The sequence below is a fragment of the Achromobacter sp. D7-1 genome (assembly GCF_059760445.1).
Map to the genome: position 1 here is coordinate 28,851 of NZ_JCBAMT010000042.1, position 26,340 is coordinate 55,190.

At 66.8% G+C, this 26,340-nt stretch carries 10 protein-coding genes (1 of these 10 cut by a window edge); 5 read left to right on the top strand and 5 right to left on the bottom strand.

The window, feature by feature from the left end; genetic code table 11:
• The 5 genes in view from AC6LKD_RS18445 to AC6LKD_RS18465 are tightly spaced (at most 10 nt apart) and all read left to right on the top strand, a layout consistent with a single transcriptional unit that may run on beyond the window.
• Positions 1–13,269: the 3' portion of a DUF4347 domain-containing protein gene (locus AC6LKD_RS18445; RefSeq protein WP_498117047.1), read on the top strand. 18,924 nt of this gene lie to the left of the window's left edge; only the last 13,269 of its 32,193 coding nucleotides appear in the window; the start codon falls outside the window, past its left edge; its stop codon occupies positions 13,267–13,269.
• The gene (locus AC6LKD_RS18450) at positions 13,262–15,085 is read left to right on the top strand and encodes an efflux RND transporter periplasmic adaptor subunit (protein ID WP_492276536.1); all 1,824 of its coding nucleotides are present in this window, start codon (positions 13,262–13,264) and stop codon (positions 15,083–15,085) included. The genes AC6LKD_RS18445 and AC6LKD_RS18450 overlap by 8 nt, the downstream gene beginning before the upstream one ends.
• 10 nt (positions 15,086–15,095) lie before the next feature.
• Positions 15,096–17,249 carry an efflux RND transporter periplasmic adaptor subunit gene (locus AC6LKD_RS18455; protein WP_498117048.1) on the top strand — a complete coding sequence of 718 codons (2,154 nt, stop codon included), beginning with the start codon at positions 15,096–15,098 and terminating at the stop codon, positions 17,247–17,249.
• A 1-nt stretch (position 17,250) separates the two neighbouring features.
• Positions 17,251–19,230: a preprotein translocase subunit SecA gene (locus tag AC6LKD_RS18460; protein WP_498117049.1), complete on the top strand. Its 1,980-nt coding sequence runs from the start codon at positions 17,251–17,253 to the stop codon at positions 19,228–19,230.
• A 1-nt stretch (position 19,231) separates the two neighbouring features.
• Positions 19,232–20,047: an efflux RND transporter periplasmic adaptor subunit gene (locus AC6LKD_RS18465; RefSeq protein ID WP_498117051.1), complete on the top strand. Its 816-nt coding sequence runs from the start codon at positions 19,232–19,234 to the stop codon at positions 20,045–20,047.
• A 6-nt stretch (positions 20,048–20,053) separates the two neighbouring features.
• Here AC6LKD_RS18465 and AC6LKD_RS18470 read toward each other — a convergent pair whose 3' ends face one another.
• The 5 genes from AC6LKD_RS18470 to AC6LKD_RS18490 all read right to left on the bottom strand — a co-directional run bounded on the left by AC6LKD_RS18470 (position 20,054) and on the right by AC6LKD_RS18490 (position 26,249).
• Entirely contained in the window at positions 20,054–22,489 is a 2,436-nt protein-coding gene (locus tag AC6LKD_RS18470) for a TonB-dependent siderophore receptor (protein ID WP_498117052.1), read from the bottom strand.
• Positions 22,490–22,563: 74 nt separating this feature from the next.
• Positions 22,564–23,550 carry a FecR domain-containing protein gene (locus AC6LKD_RS18475; RefSeq protein ID WP_498117053.1) on the bottom strand — a complete coding sequence of 329 codons (987 nt, stop codon included), beginning with the start codon at positions 23,548–23,550 and terminating at the stop codon, positions 22,564–22,566.
• 25 nt (positions 23,551–23,575) lie between these two features.
• On the bottom strand, positions 23,576–24,079 hold the full coding sequence (locus AC6LKD_RS18480; RefSeq protein ID WP_498117054.1) for a sigma-70 family RNA polymerase sigma factor: 504 nt from the start codon (positions 24,077–24,079) through the stop codon (positions 23,576–23,578).
• Between the two features lie 108 nt (positions 24,080–24,187).
• Positions 24,188–24,838, bottom strand: a complete 651-nt coding sequence (locus AC6LKD_RS18485) for an HD domain-containing protein (RefSeq protein ID WP_498117056.1) — start codon at positions 24,836–24,838, stop codon at positions 24,188–24,190.
• A gap of 82 nt (positions 24,839–24,920) precedes the next feature.
• On the bottom strand, positions 24,921–26,249 hold the full coding sequence (locus AC6LKD_RS18490) for a purine-cytosine permease family protein (RefSeq protein WP_498117057.1): 1,329 nt from the start codon (positions 26,247–26,249) through the stop codon (positions 24,921–24,923).
• Between the last annotated feature and the right edge of the window lie 91 nt (positions 26,250–26,340).

Below are 26,340 nucleotides of genomic sequence, written 5' to 3' on the forward strand. Positions count from 1 at the left end.
ATTTTCGCCCTGGGCGCCATCAGCATTTCGGCCTTGACGCTGAATATCGACGGGAAGATCCAGAGCGGCGTCACCGATGCCTACATCAAGATCGACAGCTCGTTCCGCGGCGATCAGGACAAGGCCTTGCAGGATGGCAATGGCTACGCCATCAACGGCGTATCGTTCAGCGCGGACGGATCCTTGAACCGCTATGGCGCCATCACGGGCCGCTTCGACTACGCCACGCAGACCATCATCCTGGACCCGATCAGGTTGGCGGGGGGCAGCATTTCGCTGACCGGGCAGATCGTGTCGGTGGGCAACGGCAACCTGGTCGTGGCCAACGGCTACGCCTCGGTCCATATCGATAACCAGACCACCTACGCACTGGTGACGCACGATATCGACGTCAGTACCTATCGCCGCGGCCGCATCGAAATCATCGACACGTCGCGCGGCCAGAAGGACCTGTACGAACTGCAGGGCCTGAACAATGTCGTGCACACGGTCTGGAACAAGTTCGTGCAGGTCACGCCCGACCCGGCCGATCCTCTCGCGCTCAGCTGGATCTGGGTCTACGAGAACGCTGCGGGCCAGCGCGATGCGGGCGGATTGAAGAATTCCGCCGGCACGCTGCAGGATGGCCGCACGCTGACCCTGTCATACAAGCCGCAGACCGGCCAGATGATGGTCTGGGTCATGGGCTGGACGTCGGGTGAGACCACTACCACGGTCTACACCACCAAGCGCTTCAACCTGTTCGGAGACTGGGACCCATTGGGTTGGCTGACGGACAACGACACCACCAAGTCCGGGCCGGTGACGGTCTATGAGACGCCGCGCCCCGTGCTGGTGTCCACCGTCCTGGCCTACGACGGCATCAATTCGGTGCCGGACGCGCTAAAGCAGCAGCTACAGGCCAGCGGCAAATTGAACGAGGCGTTGCTGCCGTCCACGATTGAAGGCAGCGGCACGCAGAGCCTGGTCGAGGACGCCAACGGCGACATCGTCGGCCCCGACGGCAAGCATTACCGCCTGGAATCGTCGGGCGGCACCGCGCTGGATACGTCCGCGTTCAGCGTGGCCTACCGCAAGTTCAATACTGGCGTGATCGTGCGCAACGACGGCCCGCACACCAGTGGCGGCGGCTGGCTGCGCACCAAGACCACCACGCTCACGCAGGTGGTCGAGAAGAAGCAGCAGGAGCTGTTCACCTTCTATGTTCCTGCATCGCAGGAGATCACGCTGAGCTTCCTGGGCTCCAGCAACAGCGACAACGCCATCTACATCCGTAGCAACGGCAACGTGACGCTGGCCGGCAACCTGATCGTCGGCAATGGCAAGACCGTGCACATCGAGGCCGTCTCGGCCTCCACGCCGACCTCCATCACGATGCAGGGCGAAGTCGGCATCATGGCACGCGACGTCAACGGCCAGATGCCGTCCGGCGCATCCGCCGTGGTCAACGTCGACGCCATCGCGCTGGGCGGCGCGATCAACCTGAATATCATGGGTTCGAACGGCTATACCCGGGCCGAAGCGCGCAACGACATCCGGCTGAACTACTTCTCGGACGGCGGCGCCAGTTCCTGGGCCTCGCTGAAAAAGGTGGCCTCGTCCGCGGGCACGGTCTACATCGAAGCGCTCAACGGCATCTTCAGCCATGCGTCCGCCGGCAACGACACGGTGGTCTCGGGCAACCGGATCGAGCTGAACGCCGGTTATGGCGCTATCGGCACGGCATCCAAGGCGCTGGTCATCCACGCGCGCCAGGGCTTCGCGGCCCAGGCGGGCCTGGCTGGCGGCCCTGCCGGCGCCGACAAGAGCATCTATCTGGCGCAGAACGTCCTGAACGCCGATCTCACGTTGGTCAAGCCGGTGAACTGGAGCAACCCGCAAGCGGCCGTCTATGCGGAGCTGGGCGGCGTGCACATCAGCCTGAACGGCGGTTCGCTGCTGGACGGCGAATTGGCCGACACGCGCACCGCGACAGAAAAGGCCTACCCCACGGTCACGGCCAAGATCCTGGCCGAACTGAGCGCGCAGCTGGCGCAATACGACAGTTACTGGTCCGGCGTGCGTTCGCTGCAGACCGCCAGCGTGACGCTGGGCGGCGCGGGCACCTACCTGAGCACGCAGGCCGAAGGCGGCCAGTACCTGGCGGTCAGCATGGCGGCCGACGAGTATGCAGCGGTATTGCAGGCGGCCGTCGACGGCCAACGCCTGGTGCGTCTGGCGTACAACAACACCCTGAACGGCAACGCCCGCACCGAGATCCTGGGGTATCTGGGGCTGGTGGCGGGTAGCGGCGCGAATGGCGTCTATCAGTTCAGCTTCACGCTGTACGATCCGTCCAACCCGGGCGCCGGGCCGGTGTCGCTGGCTTCGCTGGGCTATACCGCCGGCAGCCAGGGGGTGCTGTACGGACCGTCGTATGCGCTGGCGGGAGCGGCCGAGCAGTCCAACTCCAATCTGCCGATCTCCTTCACTTTGCCCACGGGCGCCCTGACCACGCAGCAGGGATCGGACACGCTGCGCTTGCAGCTCAGCGCCGATCAGATGACGCAATTCGCCGCCAAGGCGGACCCGTCTATCGTCGATTACGCCCAGCGCGTGCTGGCGGGAATGCGCAGCTACACCACCATACTGGTGGGCGGGCAGGTGCTGTCGATCGACCAGATCCTGCCCACGGGATCATGGTGGGGGTCGAACAGCTTCGATACCGTCCTCATCCGGCTCAAGTCGCCGTATGTGGGCGATCTGACCACGGCCGATCCCAACGGCCACCGCGAACTGAACATCGTGCTGAGCAATGGCACCGATACGGCCGGGGCCGGCAGCTACACCGGAACCACCGACACGGTGCGGCCCGCTGTGCCGGCGGTGGGCGCCATCGGCACGCCGCAAGCGGGCGACCAGGACATCACGTCGGCCATCGTCAACGCGATCCTGCAGCACAACCTGGCGAACCCGAACGACCAGATCGGCACGGGCGCAGGATCGCTATACGCGAACCTGACTGCCACCGCGCCGAATAGCGCATGGTCCGTGGTCGAACGCTCCGTGGTCTCCAATCAGCTGCTGCTTTCGGGCACGCAGTTGGGCTGGAGCATGCCAGGAAGCGTCTCCTCGGTGCAGGCCTACAACCAGTGGATGAACAATGCCGGGAACGGGTTGATCGGCAGCGAGATCACCTTCACGATAGACGGCGTGAGCTATACGCGCCGCATCGAGTCCCTGAGCCTGGTCCAGGCGGACGGTTCGCCCGCCAACAGCCTGTACAACTCGCAGAACCACGTGTCCGTGACCTTCTCCGGTGCGGCGGTGGAGACGAAGAACTACTACATCCGCAACGGCCTGGGCACGGTGGTTTCGACCCGCCTGCCGGCGGAACTGGTGTACGGCCTGACCGGCCTGGGCAAGGGTACGAGTTCGGGCGCGGCGTCGCTGGCCGTGGCCTACACGGTGCAGCGCGGCTTCGGCGCCTCTGCGCTCAAGCAGGGCGTGCTGACTTCCGATACGCCGACGTCCTACTGGGGTTGGTATGGCAGCAACCTGTTGCCATTCCACACCTATACGGAGAAATCGGGCTCCGGCGCGGGCTACGCCGAGTACGTGGACATGGGCAACAGCTTCAGCTGGGATCTGACCGGCGCGGGCTTGAGCGACAGCGCGCGGACGCAGCTGGCCAACAGCATCAAGGCGCTGCTGCAGAGCGGGCAGTCGATCTCGCTGGCGGGTCTGGAGCTGTACATGACCAACCAGAACGGCGTCTTGCAGGGCCACGAGCTGGGCGTCTACGACAACGGCACGCTGCACATCCTGACCATCGTCGATGCCAACGGCAATCCGCTGACGGCCTCCAGTTCCGATAGCGACTGGCTGACCGGCCGCATCACCTTCAGCGGCAAGGTCTACGCGCAGAAATCGCAATTGATGGACTTGGACGTATACAAGAACACCAACGTCCACGATCCGGCCGCAACCGGCGCCTATACGCCGACCTTGCAGGGCAAGACCGTCAATGCAGGCATCCGCCTGGTCGATTCGGGCTTCGCGCAACAGTCCCTGACGCAGTTCGGCGTGGCCACGCTGACGCTGCCGGGCACGGACCGCCTGGTGCAGGGCCAGCGCGTCGAACTGAGCTTTGCGAATTCGACGCAGACGGTCATCTACTACGTGCAGAGCGTGAACGGGCGCGTGGTGACCTTGTCCGACAGCGTGGACGGCGCCTTCAACGGCGGCGACCCCGTCACGGTGGGCAAGATCCTGGCCCTGGCGGGCAATGCTCCGGGAGCAGTTACTGTCAGGCTGTTGGACGCGGCCGCGAGCGGCGCTTCGGTGCAGGCCGACAACGTGATCACGCTGACCGACATGAATATCGTGCCGGTCACTGACGCCAACGGTCAGGTGACGGGCTACCGCGGCTTGCAGGATTTCGACCGGGTGTACCTGAACGACGTGCGCCTGCAGACCGGCAAGGTGTCGAGCCTGCAGACCAATGTGGCCTATTACGTGCTGGTGGGCGCCAACAATACGATCCAGCTGTTCGCCTCCAAGGAACAGGCGGTGCTGTATCAGCAGATCCAGGCGTTGAACCAGACGGCCGAAGGGCAGGCGCTGGCCAAGGCGCTGTTCACGGATGCCGGCATCACGGGTGAACTGCTGCGCGGCTTTGCGGCGGCGGACGTGCGCGGCATGTTCACCGTTTCCACGCATCTGTTCCAGACGCAGGCGGCGGGTTCCACCGAGGGCCTGAGCGCCCAGCTGCAAGCGTTGCATGAACAGTTGCGCAACCAGGGCTTCGATCCCAACTACCTGCCGGCCGCGCTGGACATCGCAGCGACCAAGGACCTGGTCAAGTCGACGCGCAATCAGGTCGTCTACGACTATGTGGTCGACAAGGAACTGGCGCAGACGGCCGAGTACCACAACTACTGGCGCGATCGGCTGGAATCCGCCCTTGGAACGGCAGTCTCCGGACTGATCGCCGTGGCGGATGGCAGTTTCAAGCTGGCCAACATGAATATCGTCGATGACGGCACCGGGCAATTGCGTGCCTTGCGCACGGGCGACGAGATCTATTTCCGGCATTCCGTGGGCGACGTGCGGGCCGACACGGCCTATTACGCCGTCGTCGGCGCGGACGGCGCGATCCGGTTGGCGGCATCGCTGGCCGACGCCATGCTCTACCAGACCGGCGCCGGGCAGAACGACGGCTTGCTGGCGCTGTACCCGAACCTGGGCCAGGCCATCACGCTGGCGTTCGACGCGTCCAGCCTGAACGGGGCGGGGGTAGAGGCGTATACGCGCGTCTATTCGGTGCGTGCCGACGCGCCCGCGCAGACCGCGCAGGAGATCGCCCTGTACGGCCAGACCTATGATGCGGGCCATTTCTTCTATTTCTCGACGGCGACGTTGCGCAATATCGAGAACAACCTGCTGTATCCGGTGTCGGCGGCCATCAACGAGCAGGTCTTCGACCTGGAAGGCAGCGGCGAGGGCGCACCGCCCGCCGACCGCTTCCTGAACGTGAAGGCGGGCGCGGACATCGTGCTGCGCACCTCGGGCCAGGGCTCGATCGGCGCCGAACTCGGCGACTACACCCTGCAACTGCCCAGCCTGGGCGGGCTGTCGGAGGCCGACCGCGCCAACGTGTTCGACTCGCTGCCGGAGGCCGACAAGGCCATCCTGTCGCGCGCCAACGCGGTCAATCTGGCGGGCGTCTATCACACGCTTTACCGCTACATCGGCCCGGCCGGCACCATGCCGCTGGACCGCGCCAGCGTCGATTTCTCCGACACGTCGCTGTGGCAGCGCTTCGAGCCGCTGTTCTCCAGCGATGCGTCGCTGATGCTGGGCAGGACGCTGACGGCCAACAGCGCCGTCCAGTTCCTGTTTGCCGACCGTTTCGACCTGTACCAGAACAGCCGCGACGTCTTCATCTACAACAGCAAGATGCTGGAGGGCGCAACGGCCGGCCAGCGCAGCCAGCTGCAGGCCAATATCGATGCCGCGCGCGCCAACGGCGTGCAGGTGGTGGATATCGGCAGCGGTTTCCTGGATCCGGTATGGAGCCAGATCAGCGTGCCGTACATGGCGCAGGATGGCGCCAGCCCGCAGGCGCTGAGCGCCGGCATGCTGGTGGGCGACATGCGTGACCCGCGCTATCTGACGCTGAAACTGACGCGCTCGCTCGCGGTGCAGGCCGTCAACGGCGTGGTGTCCGCGTATAGCGACACCACGGTGGGCCTGGACTCGCCGCAGGGCAGCATCCGCCTGGGCGACATCCATGCCAAGGAAGGCATCACCATCACGGTCAGCGCACAGGGCGGCTCCATCATCGGCACCGACGCCGGCACGCTGGAGAGCGTCGGCCAGGTCAGCCTGGTGGCCGACAAGGACGTCGTGGGCAGCACGCGCGACGCCAACGGCATCTATCAATACGATGGCGGCAAGCACCTGCAGCTGAACCTGGGCGCCGGCCACTCCCTGTACGTGGAAGCAGGCGGCGTGGCGCGCGTGTCGCAGCTGGGCGCGCAGGACCTGAACCTGGTCCTGGCTCACACCAAGGGCACGGCGGCAGGCGGCTCGTCCTACCAAGCGGACGCCAATCTGCTGGTCGGCCAGGTGGTGTCGGCCGGCAGCGTGACGTTGCAGGCGGGGCAATCGATCCTGAACGCCACGGCCGCAGGGCAGCGGCAGTATGCGAACGTGGTGCTGTCGGATCTGAGCGCGACGGACCTTGCCGCATTGGGCTACACGCGGGAGGTGGTCCTGATCGCGGGCAAGTCCGTGGGCCAGTTGGGCGCGGACCTGTCGCAACAGGGCACGCCGCTGTTGATCAGCATCTCGCAGGGCGACTCGCAGGCGGTGGTGCGCGCCTCGGCGGCCCAAGGCGTCAATCTGTACGGCATGCACAGTCTGCGCCTGGGCGGCATCGATGTGGTCGATGCCAACGGGGTCCGCGGGGATGCACGCATCTACGCGCTGGATTCGATCCTGAACGGCACGGCGTCCGGCCAGGCCGCCGTCACGGCGCGCAATGTGTGGCTGGAAACCCTGTCCGGCACGATAGGCGAGTTGGGCTCGCCGCTGCTGACGGACATGTCCGGCCATCTGGTGGCCTCGGCCCAGGGCTCGATATCGCTCAGCCAGTTGGGCGTCCATGACCTGACGCTGTCGCGGGTGGAGTCGCGCGCACGCGACGAGGTGCATCTGGCCAGCCAGGCCAGCATCGTCAACGACAAGACGGCGCATCCGGGAGTTTCCAGCAGCCGGACGGACGCGGTCGTGACGGGCGGCAGCCTGTACTTCACGGCGGGCGGCTCGGTAGGCGGCTATGCGCAGTCAGACACCGCCGGCGGGCAGGTCAACGACGCCTTGATCGTGGCGGCGGTGGGGCCGCAGGCTACGATCAACGCCCTGGCGGGCGGCGATGTGGCGCTGGTGCAGGTGGGCGCGGCGGATGACGCGCAAGGCGTGTCGCAGGCGCTGTCCATGAACGTCGGCCGCATCGAGGCAAATAACGCATGGCTGGTGGCGCGCCACGAAACCGGCCAGGCCACGGCGTCGGGCGATATCGTCCTGGCGGCGGATTCCGTGATCAGCGTCATGGGTGTGCTCGGTCTGCTGGCGGGTAACAATCTGTCGGTGGCGGGCCGCGGCGGCCTGATGCCGGGCGCGCTGGTCCAGGCGGGCCAGCGCATCAACCTGCGCGTGGACCGCGACGATCGCGGCCAGGCCGGCTACGGCAAGGCCGCGGTGGCGGACATCAATGGCCGTCTGCTGGCGCCGCAGGTCCATGTCTACGGCAGTGCAACGGGCGACAACGCCATCACGTTCGGCACCACCGCCGAGATCGGCGGCGGTGTGGATGGCAATGGGGCTTTGACCCAGGGGGTCTTGCTGGACGTGACCGGCGGTTCGGGCCGGGACCGCGTGACGCTGCTGGCGCAGTTGATCGATCAGCAGGATACCGTCGTGCGTACCCTGGACGGCGACGATGCAGTGGTGTTCGATACCTCCGAGCTGCGCGGCAATGCCCTGGTGCAGACCGGGTTGGGTGACGACGCGGTGTCTGTGCTGAATACGCGGATTGCCGGTGCGCTAACCGTGCAGGCCGGCGAGGGCGACAACGTGGTTCTGCTGGACACCGCGACCGTGGGCGGCAATACCGCCATCACGACCGGTTCCGGAGTCGATCAGATCACGCTGCGGGATAGCGGTCTGTCGGGAGCGCTGACGGTGGACGCAGGCGATGGCGACAACACCGTTCTGCTGGACAGCACGACCGTGGACGGCAATGTCACCATCACTACCGGTTCCGGCGTCGATCAGATCACGCTGCGGGATAGCGGTCTGTCGGGAGCGCTGACGGTGGGCGCGGGCGATGGCGACAACATCGTTCTGCTGGACAGCACGACCGTGGGCGGCAACACCGCCATCACGACCGGTTCCGGCGTCGACCAGATCACGCTGCAAGGTAGCGGCCTGGCCGGTACGCTGACGGTGGTCGCAGGCAATGGCCCCAACACCGTTCTGTTGGACAACTCGACCGTGAGTGGCAACACCGGCATCACGACCGGCTCTGGCGTCGATCAGATCACGCTGCTGGATAGCCGCTTGACCGGTGCTTTGACCATGGAAGCGGGCGATGGCGACAACGCCGTTCTGCTGAACACGGTGACAGTCGGAGGTAATACGCTGATCACGACCGGCTCTGGCGTCGATCAGATCACGCTGCTGGATAGCCGCTTGACCGGTGCTTTGACCATGGAAGCGGGCGATGGCGACAACGCCGTTCTGCTGAAAACGGTGACAGTCGGAGGCAATACGCTGATCACGACCGGCTCTGGCGTCGACCAGATCACCTTGCTGGCTAGCGGCCTGGCGGGTGCGCTGACGGTGGATGCGGGCAATGGCGACAACGCCGTTCTGCTGGACACCTTGACCGTGAGCGGCAACGCCCTGATCACGACCGGCTCTGGCGCCGATCAGATCACTTTGCTTGATAGCGGCCTGGCTGGCGCACTGACGGTGGAAGCGGGCAATGGCGACAACGCCGTGCTGCTGCACACCGTGACCGTAGGCGGCAATTCCGTCATCACGACGGGTTCCGGCGCGGACCTGATCACCCTGTCGGAGTCTGACTTCCTGGGCCATCTGGCCGTGGACGCCGGCGCGGGCGATGACAAGGTCTGGATGTCCCGGATCCTGCTGGCCCGCGGCGCCGCAGTGCAGGGGGGAGAGGGCGATGACTACATCTACCTGTCGGCGCGTGCGCTGGCGGGCGGGATTTCGCTGCGCGGCAACGACGGCAACGATCTCATCGTGCTGGATCAACTGCCGTCCCTGACCAGCCAGCAAGGCGCTCCTGGCGTGACGGACCGCGTGGACGTGGACGCGGGCCGAGGCGTGGATCACATCATCGTGAACCTGAACGCGGCGCTGACCTCCATCATCGTCAACGTCCACGATTCCGACGACCACGGCCGCGAGAACCTGGCCGACGTCAACAAGCTGACCATCAACGGCACGGCGCAGGACGAGAGCTTCCTGATCCGCGCCAACTACGTTGCCAGGATTACGCCGCAAGGCACCGGCTACGCGGATGCGGTGCAACGCGTGAACTACGACCGCAGCATGACGGGCGGCCTGCGCCTGAATGCGGTGGATGGCGGCAACCGCTTCTATATCGACGACACCGGCACCCATGTGGTCATAGACGGCGGCCTGGGCAGCGACCCGGCCAAGCGCAACGAGTACCAGGTCGGGCAGTTGTACGCGCTGGACCGCCAGCTTCCGCAAGTGGCTGGCGCCGACCAGATCGGCACGGTGCTGACGACGCAGGGCTATCTGTCGCGCGGCAACAGCTATGGCATGACGCTGTATGGCGCGGAGAACAGCAGCAATGTGTTCCGCGTCTACAGCAATGCCGCGCCGCTGGCCTTGCATGGCGGCAAGCGCGACGACGAGTTCATGGTGTACGCCTTCAAGCAGGCGCAAGCGCAGGCCAACGGCGAACGCGGCTATGTCGTCAATGGGCCGGTGGCCATCGATGGCGGTGCGGGCCTGAACACCTACACCATGCTGGGTTCGGAGGACGCCGACGCCTTTGCGCTGACGCAGGAAGGCATACGCGGCGCGGGGCTGAACACCAGCTACCAGAACATCCAGCGCGTCAATCTGGATGCGCGCGAAGGCAATGACCACATCTATGTGCTGTCCACCCGCAGCAACGTCATCACGACCCTGATCGGCGGCAGCGGCAGCGATACCTTCGACCTGTCGGGAGATGTGGCGGGCAACACCATCGTCACGGGCCGCGGCGGTTCGCGCGATGTATTCGATGGCGCGCAGCCGGTCAGTATCGCGGCGCAGCCGGGCGAGTTGGATGCCCACGGTGGCAACACCTTGTCGCTGTCGGTGAGCCTGGATGCCAGCGTGCTGCCGCGCCCGGCTTCCGGCCAGGCCTATGTGTCCTTGAGCAGCGCGATGGTGGCTTCGGCCCTGTACGGATCGCTGTCCCAAGGCACGGGCCTGTCTTCCCCGGACGCGCTGGCGGCTGCGATGCAGGGCTTGCAGGGGCGGGGCGTGCTGTTGTCCACGGACGGGGGCCAGACCTGGCATCAAAGCGTAGTGCTGGCTTTCGACGCCAATGGAAACGGGGCGCAGGCCTGGGGCGCCGCGCAGCAGGTTTTGATCAAAGTCGAGGACGGAACCGGCGTCGGCCTGCCGGCGCTGAGCCTGGCGGGCCGCGATCTACATCTGTCCGCCTCGCTCTTCACCACTTTGCCGGGCCTGCAGGACGTGTCGCTGCCGCCCATCCTGGTGCGAGTGGCAGACCCGGCCTATGCCGGTCCGGCCAACGAACCGGGCAAGGTCCGCAGCCCGCGCGCTACCGACCAGCCGGTCATCGCGGTCGACCCTGCCACGGGCATCGGCTACGCCAATTTCGGCGATCAGCCGCACGATGTGTCGGGCATCCAGGGAACCCTGCTGGTCGAAGGGGGCACGCTGGACCGTCCGGGCTACGACGGCACGCTGCATGCCGGCGTGGGGCTGCCGGCCGAGTCGGACGGCGTATTGGGCGCGCGCTACGACGGCGCGGCGCCGACGGCTCCTGCCAACGACCGTATCCGGATCTTCGACGATGGCACGAGCGCTGGCCAGACGGGCATGCAGGACCAGGTGGACAACCTGGGCGGGCTGGGCCGGCTGTACGACAACGCGCAGGCGGCCGATTTCGGCCGCATCACCGGACTCGGCATGACGCCAGGCCTGGGCGGCGCGGGCGGCACGGTGTCGCTGACCGGCCAGGCCGGGACCCATGTGTATGACCGCGGCGTCATCTTCCATGGCGTGCAGTCGGTCAACACCATGCTAGGCCAGGGCGACGACACCTACACGGTGCGCCACGCCACGGTCGGCACGGTAACGCTGGTGCAGGGCGGCGGCGGCAACAACCTGCTGGTGGCCGAGGGCGGCACGGTGGGCGGCGCTGACCGCCCCGTGCTGCTGTTCGGTTCGACCAGCCAGGACGATGCCTACTACACCGCGCGGCCCGGCCAGCGCCAGGCGGGCCAGGCCCTGCATTTCGGCGTGGTCGGCAACAACGTGCTGGATGCGCGCACCACCACGCAGGGCGTCATCCTGTATGGCGGCGCGGGCAACGACCGGATACTCGGCGGCTTGGGCAACGATTTGATCGCGGGCGGCGGCGGCCACAACACCATCGACGCGGGCCAGGGCAATAACATCGTGTTCGGGAACGCCGGCATGAACATCGACCTGGGCGCGCCGATGGACATGGGCGCGGCGGCGCGGGCGGATCTGCAATCGTTGGCGGCGCTGACTCTGGTGTTGACGCCGGAGCAGGCCGCCGGCCTGGCCGTGGGCAGCATGGCCGACGGGTTGGCCGCCGGCGGCAACACGATTGCGGCGGGCGACGGCAACAACATCGTATTCGCCAACTTCGGCCGCATCGTGACCGTGGACCCGGTGAACTACCTGCGCGACCGCGGCGACTTCATCGACACCGCGGCGCCGGGCGCCGGTGCGCGCTATCTGGCGGGCGCCGGTTTGCGGATGCTGGAGACGATCAATCTGCCGGCGGGCGGGTTGAACACCATCACAGTGGGCGCGGGTCGCAATGCCTTGTTCGGTGGCATGGGCGAGGACCTCATCCGCGCGGCGGGCGCGGGCGGTTTCAATCTGATCGCTGGCGACGGCGCCCGGGCGCTGTACACCGCCGGCGGCCGCATCGCGTTGTTCGAAACCTTGTCCCCGTCCATGGGCGGCTCGGACAGCCTCTACAACAATGGCGAGGGCGTGATGCTCGGGGGGATGGGCGCGGACCAGCTGGAGAGCGGCGCGGGCAAAAATGTCATGCTGGGCGACAACGGCCGCGTGGTCTTCGTCAACGACCGCGTCAGCCTGATCGAGACCACCGATATCGCCTTTGGCGGCGACGACATCCTGTTGGCGGGGCCGGGCGGCAACTACATGCTGGGCGGCCTGGGTGCGGACAAGTTCCGCGGCGACTTCTCCAAGGATGTGATGGTGGGCGACTTCGCGGCGATCTACATCGACCCGGCCAGTGGCCGCATCATCAACCTGATCCGCTTCGGCCAGGGTGGCAATACGCCCGACCTGATCACGCGGGCCATGGAGAACCTGTACTCCTGGAGCGGCAACTTCGGCGATTGGCCGCGGCCGGCATTCGGCGCGCTTGCCGGCAGGGGCGCGACGGATGGGCACTCGGGCGTGGACGGGCGTGCCATGGCCGTGCGCGTCAGCCTGGGCGTGGCGCGGCCCGACATCGTGATCGAGCGCCACGACGGCGGGCTTTCCGACTATGCTTCGTCGGCTGCGCCGCATCAGGTGTCGATGCGCACGGATCAGACGGTGCAGGATGGCGGCCAAAGCCACGCTGGCGGCGTGCAGAACGCTTCGCCAGCCCCGGCGCCGCAGTCCCGGCCGGAGGAAGACTCCGTGCGGCAGGATGCCACGCCGGCGGTTGAGGACGCCGCGCAAGCCGCGCAGCCGGATGCCAGGGCGCAGGCCGAGGTTCCGGTGTCCGACGCGTCCGCGGCCGAACGGGCGGCGATGGCGGCAGGGGTGGGCTTGCTGGGCTTGAGCGGGGCGTTGGGCGCGGCGGGCAAGGGTACGGTCGTGTTCAATTCGAAGACCAATACATGGGAACCCAAGGCTGCCCGCAAGCGCGGTTTGAGCGTGCGGCGCCGGGAACCCGAGCTTACGGGGATTGGAAGCGAGGATGAATGATGCAGTCGTGCCCGCGCAGGTGAAGCGCGCGGACCTGGCCTGGTGGTCGGCGTTGTCGGCCGCCAGCGACCGCCAGTCTTTCCTGGACGCCTGGCTGGCCTTGCAGGCCGGCCAACTGGCGGCGGTGCGTCATGCGGCCTTGATCCTGGGCGAACCGGATGCCGGTCCATTCGAAGTGGTGTCGCAATACCCGGCGGGCAGCCGCGCCGGCGCGGCGTTCTATGGCGCGGTCGACGAATCGCTGCAAGAGCGGGAGGTTGCGGTAGCGGCCGACGCGCGGGGGCTGGTGGTCGCCTATCCCATCGTGCTGGGCGGACGCATTCATGGCGTAGCCGCGTTCGAAACCGCGGTGCAGGCGCCCGAGCCCGTGGTGCAGGCCTTGCGCTGGGGCGCGGGAGTGCTGGAGTTCTGGCTGTTGCAGCGCCAGGAAACTGACAGCGCGCAGACCGTCGAGCGGCTGATGGTGGTGATCAACAGCGTGGCGCGCGCCCTCAAGGAAGGCCAGTTCAAGGATGTGGCGCTGACGCTGGTCACGGATCTGGCCACCCGCCTGGAATGCGACCGCGTCAGCATCGGCTTTCGCCAGGACGGACGCTCCAAGGTATATGCGTTGTCGCACAGCAGCCGGCTGGTGCAGAACATGAATCTGATGCGCGCCGTCGCCGAGGCCATGGACGAGGCCATCGACCAGAACACGACGCTGTGCCTGCCGCAGGACGAGGCCCGCACCATCCAGCTACGCGCGCATCAGAAGCTGGCGCGCGAGTTTGGCAACGGCAATGTGCTGACCGTGCCGTTCGCGCCCGAGGATGAGGCGCGTGGCGCCCTCGTGTTCGAGCGGCCGGACAAGCTGCCCTTTGACCGGCAGAGCATCGAGCTGTGCCAGAGCGTGGTGCTGCTCGCCGGCCGCGTGCTGTACCAGCGGCTGAGGCAGGAGCGCCCCTTCTGGCGCAAGTGGCGCGATGGGGCGGTGCGCGAAGCGGGCCGTCTGCTGGGGCCGCGCCATATCGGACGCAAGTTGGCCGCGATGGCATTGGTGGCCGCGGTGGCGCTGGGCGTGTTCGCGCACGGGCCGTACCGCATCAGCGCTACCGCCACCGTGCAGGGCGTGGTGCAGCGCGTGCTGGCGGCTCCTTTCGACGGCTACATCAGCGAGGCGACGCGCCGCGCCGGCGACCAGGTGAAGCAGGGCGATGCCCTGGCCGCGCTCGATACGCGCGAAACCGAGCTGGAACTGCTGCGCGCCGGCAACCTGGAAGTGCAGTACCGCCGACAGGCCGAAGAGGCCTCGGCGCGCGGCGACAGCGCGGCGTCGGCGATTGCGCAGGCGCAGGCGCGCCAGGCGCTGGCGCAGATGCAGTTCCACCGCGAACAGATCCAGCGTTCGACCCTGCGCGCGCCGTTCGACGGCACGATAGTCAGCGGCGACCTGAGCCAGCAGCTGGGCGAAGCCGTCAAGCGCGGGCAGGAGCTGTTCAAGCTGTCGCCGCCGGATGGCTACCGGCTGTGGCTGGACGTCGAAGACCGGCTGATCGACGACGTGGCGGTAGGGCAGACGGGCCGGGTTGCCCTGGCGGCCATGCCTGACCGGCAGATCCCTTTCACGGTCACGCGCATCGTGCCGCTGGCCCAGGTGCAGGAGGGCAAAACGGTGTTCCGCCTGGAGGCCAGCCTGGATGAGAAGGCGGCGCAGGCGCTGCGGCCGGGCATGGAAGGCGTGGGCCGCATCGATATCGACGAGCGCCGCTACGTCTGGATCTGGACGCACGGATTTTTCGATTGGCTCCGCCTGAAATGGTGGGCCTGGTTCGGCTGAAGAGCAGAAGATGTCTGGTACCGCGCTCTATAGCAATTCCTGGCACCGGGTCAGCGCGCTGCGCCCGCGGCTGCGTTCGCACATCCATATCCACCGCCACGTTTACCGGGGGCAGGTCTGGTACGTGATGCAGGACCAGAGCAATGGCGAATTCCATCGCTATACGCCCGAGGCCAATCTGATGATCAGCCTGCTGGATGGGCGCCGCACGGTGCAGGAGATCTGGGAGATCGCCTGCGGCCAGCTGGAGGGCGATGCCATGCCGCAGGACGAGGTCATCCGTCTGATGGCCCAGCTGCACCGGGCCGACGTGCTGACCACCGACCGCGCGCCGGACGTGCGCGACCTGGTCGAGCGCCGCAAGCGCCAGCGCATGCAGAAGATCAAGCAGTACGTCGGCAACCCCAGCGCGCTGAAAATGCCGCTGCTGGATCCGGACCGCTGGTTGACGCGGGCGCTGCCGTATTACCGCTGGCTGTTCACCTGGCTGGGCGCCTTGCTCTGGCTGGGCGTGGTCGGCACGGGCGCGGCGCTGGGCGCCATGCATTGGCAGACGTTGACGCACAATATCTGGGACCAGGTGTTCTCCACCGGCAACGTGCTGGCGATGGCGCTGGTCTATCCGGTGGTGAAGGCCATCCACGAACTCGGCCACGCCTGCGCCGTGAAGGCGCGCGGGGGCGAGGTGCACGAGATCGGCCTGATGTTCCTGCTGCTGGTGCCCATTCCCTACGTGGACGCCTCGGCGGCATCGGCCTTCGCGGACAAACGCTGGCGCATGCTGGCGGGCGGAGCCGGCATCCTGGTGGAGCTGTTCCTGGCTGCCGTGGCGATGATAGCCTGGACCCAGCTGGATCCCGGGCTGGGACGTTCGCTGGCTTATACCGTCATCGTCCTGTGCGGCGTTTCCACGCTGTTCATGAACGGCAATCCGCTGTTGCGCTATGACGGCTATTACGTGCTGTCCGACGCCATTGAGATTCCCAATCTGGGCCAGCGCGCCAACGGCTACCTGGGCTATCTGTTCAAGCGCTATGCGCTAGGCCTGCGCGGCGTGGAAGCGCCGCGCGCCACGCCGGGCGAGCGCGCCTGGTTCGCCGGCTACGCGGTGCTGTCCTTCTGCTATCGCATGTTCATCATGTTCCTGGCCATCTTCATCATGGCCGGACAGTTCTTTTTCTTTGGCGTGCTGCTGGCGATGTGGGCGCTGTTCAACACCATCGTGATGCCGCTGTGGCGCCTGGGCCGCCAGTTCTACGCCGATCCGCAGATCCAGGCGCACCGCTTGCGCTCCTATCTGATCTGCGGATTGTGCGTGGTTGGGGCGGCGGGCCTGGTGGGCGCCGTGCCGTTGCCTTCGTCCACCGATACGGAGGGCGTGGTCTGGGTGCCGCCTTCCGCCCAGGTCAGGGCGCCGGTGGCTGGCTTCGTCCGCGCGCGGCAAGCGGCCGACGATGCGCCGGTGGGGCAGGGCGCGCCCCTGCTGACGCTGGAAAACGACGAGCTGATACGACGCGACGCCATGCTGGCCGCCCAGGTCGACGAGTATCAGGCCCGCTATGTGCAGGCCTACGCGCAGAACCAGGTGCAGGCGGCCATCATGCGCCACCAATGGACCAGCCTGCAGACAGAGCGCCGAACGATCCAGGAACAGGTACTGGCGCAGCAGGTGCGCAGCCCGCACGCAGGGCGCTATGTGCCGGCGCAGCCCGAGGACATGACAGGCCGCTATGTGCAGCGCGGCGAGCTGCTGGGTTATGTGTTGGCCGATGCCGAAACCGTGCGCGTGGTGGTGCCGCAATCCAGCCTGGAGCGCATCCACCGCTCGCTCAGGGACGTGCGCGTGCGGCTGGTGCAGGACAGCGGCAAGGAGTTCACGGCCACGATCGCGCGCGAGGTGCCGGCCGCCACCGACGAACTGCCCAGCCTGGCGCTCAGCCTGCAGGGCGGGGGCAGCATAGGTGTCGACCCGCGCAAATCGCAGGAAGGGCGCGCCAAGTCCGCGGAGAACCTGTTCGTGATGGACCTGACGCTGCCCGCGGACGCGCCGCGCGCCTACCTGGGAGCCCGGGTCTACGTGAAGTTCTCGCACCAGCCCCGGCCGCTGGCACTGCAAGCCTACGACGCGGTGCGGCAGATGGTGCTACGCCAGTTCCGCTTCTGACATGCGCGCCTTCGACGCCCTCTGCCCCGACCCGCTCTATCCTGAAAAGGAAAGCGAGCGCCACGCCAATAAGCTGGAGGCCTGGGGCACGGCCGCCCTGCGCTGGCTGAGCCGCAAGCGCCGCCAGCCCCTGTGGCGCACTCGCCGCATCCTGACGCAGGTGCGGCGCGAGACCGAGACGCTGGGCGACATCGATCTGGCGGGCGTGCGCCGGCGCGCCGACGAGATCGCGTTCGACCTGCGCGCCAACGGCATCAACGCGGAAAGCGCGGCGCGCGCTTTCGCGCTGATCCGGCAGGCGGGCCGGCTTGCGTTGGGCAAGGCGCATTTCGACGTGCAGCTGCTGGGCGGCTGGGCCATGCTGCAAGGCATGGTGGCGGAGATGAACACCGGCGAGGGCAAGACGCTGACGGCTACGCTGCCGGCCGCCACGGTCGCCATGGCCGGCCTGCCAGTGCATGTCATCACCACCAATGACTACCTGGTCGAACGCGATGCGCAGATCATGGGCCCCCTCTACGAGGCGCTGGGCCTGTCGGTGGCCTGGGTCAGCATGGAAATGGACATACCCACGCGGCGCAAGGCCTATCAGGCGGACGTGGTGTACTGCTCCAACAAGACCCTGGTGTTCGACTATCTGCGGGACCTGATCGTGCTGGACAGCGACAAGGATGAAGACGCGCTGCGTCTGGAACGCTTGCGCGGAGCGCAGGGCAGGCTGGGCCAGCTGTACCTGCGCGGCCTGTGCTTTGCCATCGTGGACGAGGCGGATAGCGTGCTGGTGGACGAGGCGCGCACGCCGCTGATCATCTCGGGCGTGCAAGAGGACGATACCGCCGCGGTGACGCGCCAGGCCATGGAACTGGCCGGCGGCATGGCGCCCGGGCATTACCGCCTGCACCGCGGCGAACGCCGCGTGACCCTGACCGAACTGGGACGCGAGCATCTGGGTGGCGCATGCGCTGCGCTGGCGGCGCCCTGGAGCATTCCGTTCCGGCGCGAGGAGCTGGTCCTCAGCGCCCTGACCGTGCTGCACCTGTACCGGCTCGACGAGCAATACATCATCCGCGACGGCAAGATCATGGTGGTCGACGAGTTCACCGGCCGCGTGATGCCGGACCGGTCCTGGGGCCAGGGCCTGCACCAGATGATGGAGCACAAAGAGGGGCTGGAACTGAGCGAGCCGCGCGCCACCCTCAAGAGCATCAGCTATCAGCGCTTCTTCAAGCACTATCTGCTGCTGTCCGGCATGACGGGCACGGCCGCCGAAATCCGTGCCGAACTCGGCCGCGTCTACGATCTGCCGGTGGTCCGCATCCCCACGCACCGCAAGTCGCGGCGGCGCCATGCGCCCGACGCCGTGTACCCCACGTTGGACGAAAAGTGGGCGGCGGTGCGCGACCGCGCGCGCGTCCTGCACCAGCAAGGGGTGCCCATCCTGATCGGCACGCGCTCGGTCGCCGCCTCCGAGCAGGTGGCTCGGGTGCTGGCCCAGGCCGGCCTGCCCGCCGTGGTGCTCAATGCCAAGCAGGATGCCGACGAGGCCGACATGATTGCGCGCGCCGGCGAACCCGGCAGCATCATGATCGCTACCAACATGGCAGGCCGGGGCACGGATATCCCCTTGTCGGACGCGGCGCGCGAGGCCGGCGGCCTGCACGTCATCCTGACCGAGCGGCACGAGTCCGCCCGCATCGACCGGCAACTGGAAGGCCGCAGCGGACGCCAGGGCGACCCCGGCCATGTCGAAGCGATCCTGTCGCTGGAAGACTCTGTGCTGGACAGCGTCGCAAGTGGCGTATGGGCGGTTCCCTTGCGGCTGCTGCGCGCCCGCAGGCGGGATAGCAGCCGGCTGGCGGCCCGCTGGCTGCGCTTCGCGCAGGCCCGCACCGAACGAAAACTGGCCCGCGAGCGCCGCCAAATGGTGGCCGCGGATGAAGAACTGGAGAATTCCCTGTCCTTTTCGGGGCAGGGCGACTGATATGCAAAGGCCCGATCCCATGACGCCATGCCACCGACTGTTCCGCCCGGCCCTGCTGGCTTGCCTGCTTGCCGCCACTGCCGCCGCTGCCCAGGGCCTGCCGCCCGATGTCCGTTTGCCGGTGCTGGCCGAGCCGGCCCTGTCGGCGCAGGGGGGCAACCTGAATGCCCCCCTGGCCTGCCTGATCGAACCCTTCCAGGTGTCTGAGCTGGGCAGCGCGTCGGCCGGCGTGCTGAGCAGCGTGCTGGTGCAGCGTGGCGATGTGGTCAAGAAAGGCCAGGTGGTAGCCGAACTGAACACCAGCGTCGACGAGGCCACCCTGGGCCTGCGCCGCGCCGAAGCGGCCTACCTGAGCCGTGTCGTCGACCGCAATACCGACCTGTTCAAGCGCCAGCTGCTGCCCGCGGGCGATTACGACGAAATGACCTCGCGCAGCCGCCAGGCGCAGCTGCAGGTGGCGCTGCAACAGGCGATCCTGGCCGAACGCAGCATCAAGAGCCCGTTCGACGGTGTGGTCGCCGAGCGCTTTGCCGGCCCCGGCGACCGAGTCAACGACAACAAGATCGTCAAACTGGCGCAGATCAATCCCTTGTTGGTCAAGGTCGTCGTGCCCGAAAGCCTGTACGGCCAGATCAAGGCCGACGCCCAGGCGCAGGTCAGCATCAACCAGGCCATCGCCGACAAGCCGCTGGACGCCAAGGTCTGGCGGATAGACCGGGTGATGGACGCGGCCAGCGGCACCTTTACCGTGCTGCTGCGGATGCCCAACGAGGGCAATGCGATTCCGTCGGGCATCCGCTGCTCGGTGACGTTCTGAATTTTTCTACCACCGATAACTCACCGTTCCGATCACCCGCCTGGGCTCGCCGTAAAAGCACCCATAGGTGCAATTCCCGATGTAGGTCTTGTCCGCCAGGTTGGTGCCATTGAGCGCCAGGCGCCAGGGGCCGGTGCTGTAGCTGATCATGGCGTCGAACAGCGTGAAGGCGGGCACGTCGGCGTTGGTTTGGCTGCGCGTGCTGCCCACATAGCGCATGCCGGCGCCTGCCTTCAGGCCGGGCAGCCCGAAGCGGCCGAAGCTGTAGTCAGCCCAGACCGAAAGCTGGTTGTACGGGACGCCGGGAGTGCGCTGGCCTTCCAATTCAGGCTGCAAGGGGCTGGAGCGCGTGGTCCGGGCGTCGGTATAGGCGTAGGCGGCGATGAGGTTTAGGTCGCGGGTGAGGGCCGAGCGGACTTCGAACTCGAATCCGCGCGAGCGGACTTCGCCGGCCTGTACCGAATAGGTCATCGTCGGATCGGAAGGATCGGCGACCAGCTGGTTCTTGCGGGTGATCTGGTAAAGGGCGGCCGACACCAGGGTGCTGGAGCCGGGCGGCTGATAGCGCAGGCCGGCCTCGTATTGCTGGCCGGTGGTCGGCTTGAAGCGGCCGCCGGTGCGATCGTTGCCTTCGGTGGGTTCGAAGGACTCGCTGTAGCTCAGGAAGGGCGCGAGACCATTGGGGGCGAGATAGACCAATCCGGCCCGCCCGGTGAAGGCCTTGCTCTTCTCGTTGTCGGCGGTCTTTTCGCCCGTGAAGAAGTTGCTCGAGTCGAACCGCACCCAATCCTGGCGGCCGCCCAGCAGCACCTCCCACCGCTCCGCGATTTTCATCTGATCCTGGAAGTACAGGCCCAGGCGGTTGGTATCGCTTTTCCAGGCATAGGGGTTTTGCGTTTCGACGTCGCTTATCGGCATGCCATAGACAGGGGCGTAGAGGTCGATATTGCCGAGTTCGCGCTGATACCGCTCGGATTCGTGGTAGGCGACGGAGTAGTCGATACCGGCAAGAAAGGTGTGTTCCACCGGCCCCGTGCGCAACTGGTATTGCAGCGATGTGTCCGAGACGACGCCTGAAGAGCGGTCCCAACGCGGCGCCGCGCCCCGATAGGCGGTAGTGCGGCCGTCGTCCTGCAGGCCGCTGATCCAGACCGAGCGGTACTCGTTGCTGGCGTGCATGTAGCGCAGGCTGTTGCGCAGCTTCATCTGGTCGTTGAAGGCATGTTCGAACAGATAGCCGACCGAGTAGCGCTCCAGGTCGAACTTGTCGTAGCCGGGCTCGCCGGTGAACCGGTCGCGCGGAATCTTGCCGTTGGGGTTGGGCAGGATGGTGCCGCTTTCGGGCAGGCCGTAGACGTAGCCGGTGCGGTCGTGCTGGTAGTCGGCGAGCAGAGTCAGCGTCGTGGCGGCACTGGGCCGCCAGGTCAGCGCGGGCGCTACAAAGGCCCGGCGATCGGGAACGTGGTCGATGAAGGTGTCGGCGTCGCGGCCCAGGAAGGTCAGCCGGTACGACCAGACGCCGGCTTCGTCCAGCGGTCCGCCGAAATCGCCGGAGACCTGCTTGCGGTCGAAGCTGCCGGCGTCGACGTTCAACTCGCGCAACGCCGTGGCCGGCGGCCGCTTGCTGATGGTGTTGATGATGCCGCCGGGCGCCGCCGCGCCGTAAAGCACCGAGGACGCGCCCTTGAGCACCTCGATGCGTTCCAGGCCATAGGGTTCCTGCTGACCGTTGAAGATGTTGACGGTGTACTTGGTGCCGTCGCGGTACTGGTTGCCGTTGCCGTCGAGCTGGAAGCCGCGGACGAGCAGCGTGTCAGAGGTGCGATCCAGCCCTTCCGAGCGGTTGACCCCAGCGACGTAGCCCAGCGCGTCTTGCAGGTTCTGCGGCTTGAGCATTTCGATTTCCTCGGCGCCGACGACGGTGATGGATTGCGGCGTCTCCAGCAGCGGCGTGTCGGTCTTGGTGCCGGTGGCGCTGCGCGTGGCCGCGTAGCCGTAGAAGGGGCCTGCGCCGGTTTCATGCGCGCCGACTACCTCGACGGCAGAAAGCACCTGGGCGCCGCTGGGCCGTAGCACATAGCCGCCGCTGGGCCGCGCGGTGGCCTCGAAACCGGTGCCTGCCAGCAATGCCTGCAAGCCGCCCTGCGCCGTGTAGCGGCCCTGGATTCCCTTGCTCAGCAGGCCGTTGGTCTGCTCGGTCGAGAAGGACAGCATCAGGCCGGACTCGCGGCCGTAGCGGTTGAGCGCCGCGGTCAACGGACCGGCGGGGATGTCGTAGTAGCGTTGTTCCTCCACGGCCTGCGCTTGCGCCATGGGGGCGCCCAGGACAAGCGGGGCGATGGCGGCGCAAGCCGGCAGGCCGCGCATGGCCATGCTGGCCAGGGCGTGCAGGCGCCTGGCCGCCGGAATGGAAGTCGTTGGTGTCGGACGGTTCAAACCCATATACAGTTTCCCGGAGCAAGAATGAAGGCAATGTGTGGTCCTACTCTTCTTGCCCCGCGAAAATCGAAAAGGGATCAACCGCTGCGATTCTTTCCGGCCGGACGGGACCGCACGGTCACCCAATAGCGGGTGAGGTAGCTCAGGCTGACGGGCAGGGTGTCGGCGAGCATGTCCAGGACGCGGTCAGTGTCGGCGGTGGGATAGGTGCCCGTGACCTTGAGATGGGCCACCGTTTCGTCCCAGGCCAGGCGGCCGGGGCGGTAGCGCGCAAGTTCGGCCAGGAACGCCGGCAGAGGCATGTCCTGGGCGACGATGATGCCTTGCGTCCAGGCCAGCGTGTCTTCGTTGGCGGAGCCCACCGCGCCAGCGGCATGGCGTCCTAGCCTGCCTTGCTGCCCGGCTTGCAAAAGGGCGGGCGCGCCGCTGGCTGGAGCCAGTTCCACGGCGCCTTCGAAGACGGCGACCTGGCTTTCCGCGCTGCTGCGTCCGTCCAGGTCGCGTACGGAAAAACGCGTGCCCAGGGCGCGGATGCTGCCTTGGCCGGTGTGCACGATGAAAGGACGGGGGCCGCCCGCGGCCGGATCGGGCGCGGTGGTGACCAGCAACTCGCCGCTGATGAGGCGCAGTGCGCGCGCTGTCTGCGAAAATTGGATATCGATGGCGGTGCCGGCATTGAGCGCGACCTGGGTGCCGTCCGGAAGCAGACGGTTCAGAAGCTCGCCGGTGCCGGTCCGGCTATCGGACGCCCAGCGCCGCCAGGTGCGCTGTTCGTCCAGCATCGAGCCCGCGCCGCCAGCAAAGACGGCAAGCGCCAGTGCCTTGACGAGCCTGCGCCGCGCAAGGGAGCCGGGCGCGCTGAGGGCCGCTCGGGCCAAGGGGGCGGGCACGCCTTTCAATCTGGCTTGGAAGCCTTCGACATGCTGCCATGCCCGTTCGTGTTCAGGATCCGCCGCGCGCCATTCCCGCCAGCGCCGAAGCGTGTCAGAGGCTACGCTATCCGCCTGAAGTTCGACCAGCCATTGTGCTGCCTGAAGACGGACGCTGGCGGCGATGGGGGGCATGGGCCGGTTTCCTGGCAACTCGGGGTCACGCGAAGCAGCAGTGCGCCAAAGCCTTGGCGATGTAGCGCTTGACCGTGGGAACCGATACGCCGAGCTCGACCGCGATCTCGCTTTGGCGCTTGCCGTCGATCTGGGACAGCAGAAATGCTTGCCTCACCAGCCGGGGCAGGGCGTCGAGCAGGCGATCGATCTCGAGCAGGGTTTCGAACAGGATTGCCTGGGTTTCCGGCGATGGCGTCTGCGGTTCCGGCAGAAGCGCCAGCGCTTCCAGGTAAGCCTGCTCGATGCGCTGACGGCGGCGCAGATTCAGGACCAGCCCGTGCGCGATAGTGGTCAGCAGCGCGCGCGGCTCGCGTATTTCGGGCAAGGCATCCTTGGCAAGCAGGCGCACGAACGTGTCATGCGCCAGGTCGGCGGCGCTGCCGGCATCGCCGAGCTTGCGCCGCAGCCAGCCTTTCAGCCAACCGCCGTGGTCAATGTACAGACCTTCAATGTTCTGCTGCGGAAACGCGAATTTGTTGGCCGACACGGCAAGTCCCCCACCGCGCGTCGGACCTGGATTCGGCCGGCATCAGTGTTTATGAGAATAATTCTTATTATATAACATCGGCGCTTGCCGATCGGTGAGAGCGCTGGGTCAGGCCGACCAATCCGCCACGAAATCGTCGCGGAACCGCCGTATCCAGTCCATGCGGGAGCGGGCCAGCAAGCGGCCGCCTTCGGTCTGCATCGAGGCGGCGATGCGCGCGAGCTTCACTTCGATGTGATCCAGGGCATAGGCACCGTCGTCCAGTTCCCGTTGCGTTCCGAGAGGATCGGCGGGATGGGCCAGGGCGCGTCCGAGTTGCCCGCCGACATGGAACATGCGGGCCAGTCCAACCGGGCCGAGCGCGTCGAGGCGGTCGGCGTCCTGCACGATGCGGGCCTCGATGGAAAGCGGCGGGATGTTGGCGGAGTAACTGTGCGCTTCGATGGCGTGATGCACGCTTTCGAGCTTGGAGTCTGGGTAGCCAATGGCCTGCAGTTCGCGCACGGCCTGGCCGGCGGCCATGGACGAGGCACGGGCCCGGTCGGGATGGTTCTTGGGCAGGTTGACCAGGTCATGCAGGTAGCTGGCGGCCATGACGACCATGGCGTCGGCTTCGGGATGGTGCGCCAGCATGCCGTGGGCGGCCTTCCAGACGCGTTCCAGATGGCTCAGGTCATGGGCGCCGTCGCCGGTATCCGCGCTCTGGGCTATCTGTATGAGTTGCGGCCGCAAGGCCGCCAAATCTTCGCGCAGGTTCATTGCTTTCCACCAATTCCGGGACTGGCGGAAAGTGTACACAGGGCGGTTCCAAGCCGCGCCGGGACGCGGCCCTGGAGTGGCGTCAGCCGCCCTGCGTCTGCATCCGTCCCGCCGCCGTGGAGCAGATCCGGTACACCAGCGCCGACACCACGAAGCTGGCGGGCGCGGCCAGGGTGGCCGCGAAGCCGGCCGTGTGCATCAGCGCCAGGCCGCAGATGGCGCCGGCGAACCATCCTGCCAGGCCGGCGCGGTTGAATGCCGCGCCGCCATGCTGCGGCGCGGATTCCGCGTTGCCAAGAATGTGGACCAGCGCCACCGCCACCCACGAGACCACGAAGATGCCCTGGTAGGCCAGTGCCTGGAGCAGATAAGAGAACACGTCCAGCAGCATCAGCGCGTAGGTCACCGCGCCCACGATGACGGCCCACATCGCCTTGGGCCAGCGCATGCCCGGCCAGCGCGCGAAGAACGCCTGCATGTTGATGGTGGCCAGGTAGTAGTTGGCGGTATTGATGCGGGTTTGCGTGATCCACACGAACAGCAGTCCGCCCAGCCCCATCAGCTTGAGCAGCGCCAGCACCACCGACACTTCCGACAGCGCGGCGTCGCTGGGGATGGTGCTGACCAGATAGATGCCGGCGACGCCGTTGAGCAGGAAGGTCACCAGGTAGAACGGCATGCCGAAGTTGTAGCGGCTGTGGTAAGTCTGGTCCTCGCGCTTGCCGAAGCGGGCATAGTCGAAGGTGAACATCATCAGCACCCACACGCCCATGTAGTAGACGAAGGCGTCCCACCAGCCGCCGGGGACCGGGCCCTCGGGCGGACCGAACGACAGCCAGGCGTCGCTGTAGCCGTATTCCTGCGTCGCCATCACGACGGCCAGCAACAAGCCCAGCAGATAGAACGGAAGCAGCACGCCGTTGAACTTGTCCAGCCAGCGCTGCACGCTGCCGAAGATCAGCAGCACGCTGTAGATGACCACCACCAGCGCCACCAGCCAATACGGCACGGTCGGGTACAGATGATGCGCGGCGACCGACATCACCGCGCCTTCGAACACCGCGTAGTAGATGGCGGTGGCGAAGAAGATCAGCGTGGCCAGCGCCGCGCCAGAGGTGCCGAACAGCCGGCGCGAGAACAGCGCCACCGACAGGCCGGTGCGGATGGCGTAGCGGCTGATGACGCCGTTGATCAGCCCGTAGCTGATCACCGACAACACCATGCCGATGATGGCGTTGCGGGCGCCGTACTTCAGCGCCAGCGTCGCGCCGACGACGATATAGAACACGGCGCTGCACACGGCCCACCAGGCCATGGTGAGCGCGTAGCGGGGCATGCGGTCGCCGTCGGCGACGGCGTGCAGCGAGTTGTCCGTCTCATCGGACGGTTTGCGTGGGGTCAGATTGGCCATGTCGGATCTCCTGGCGGGATCGGATGCTGCGGTTCGACTGCGGAACGGGCGCGCGTCGCCCTCCGGCCTTGCCAGGGGGCAAGGCCGGGAT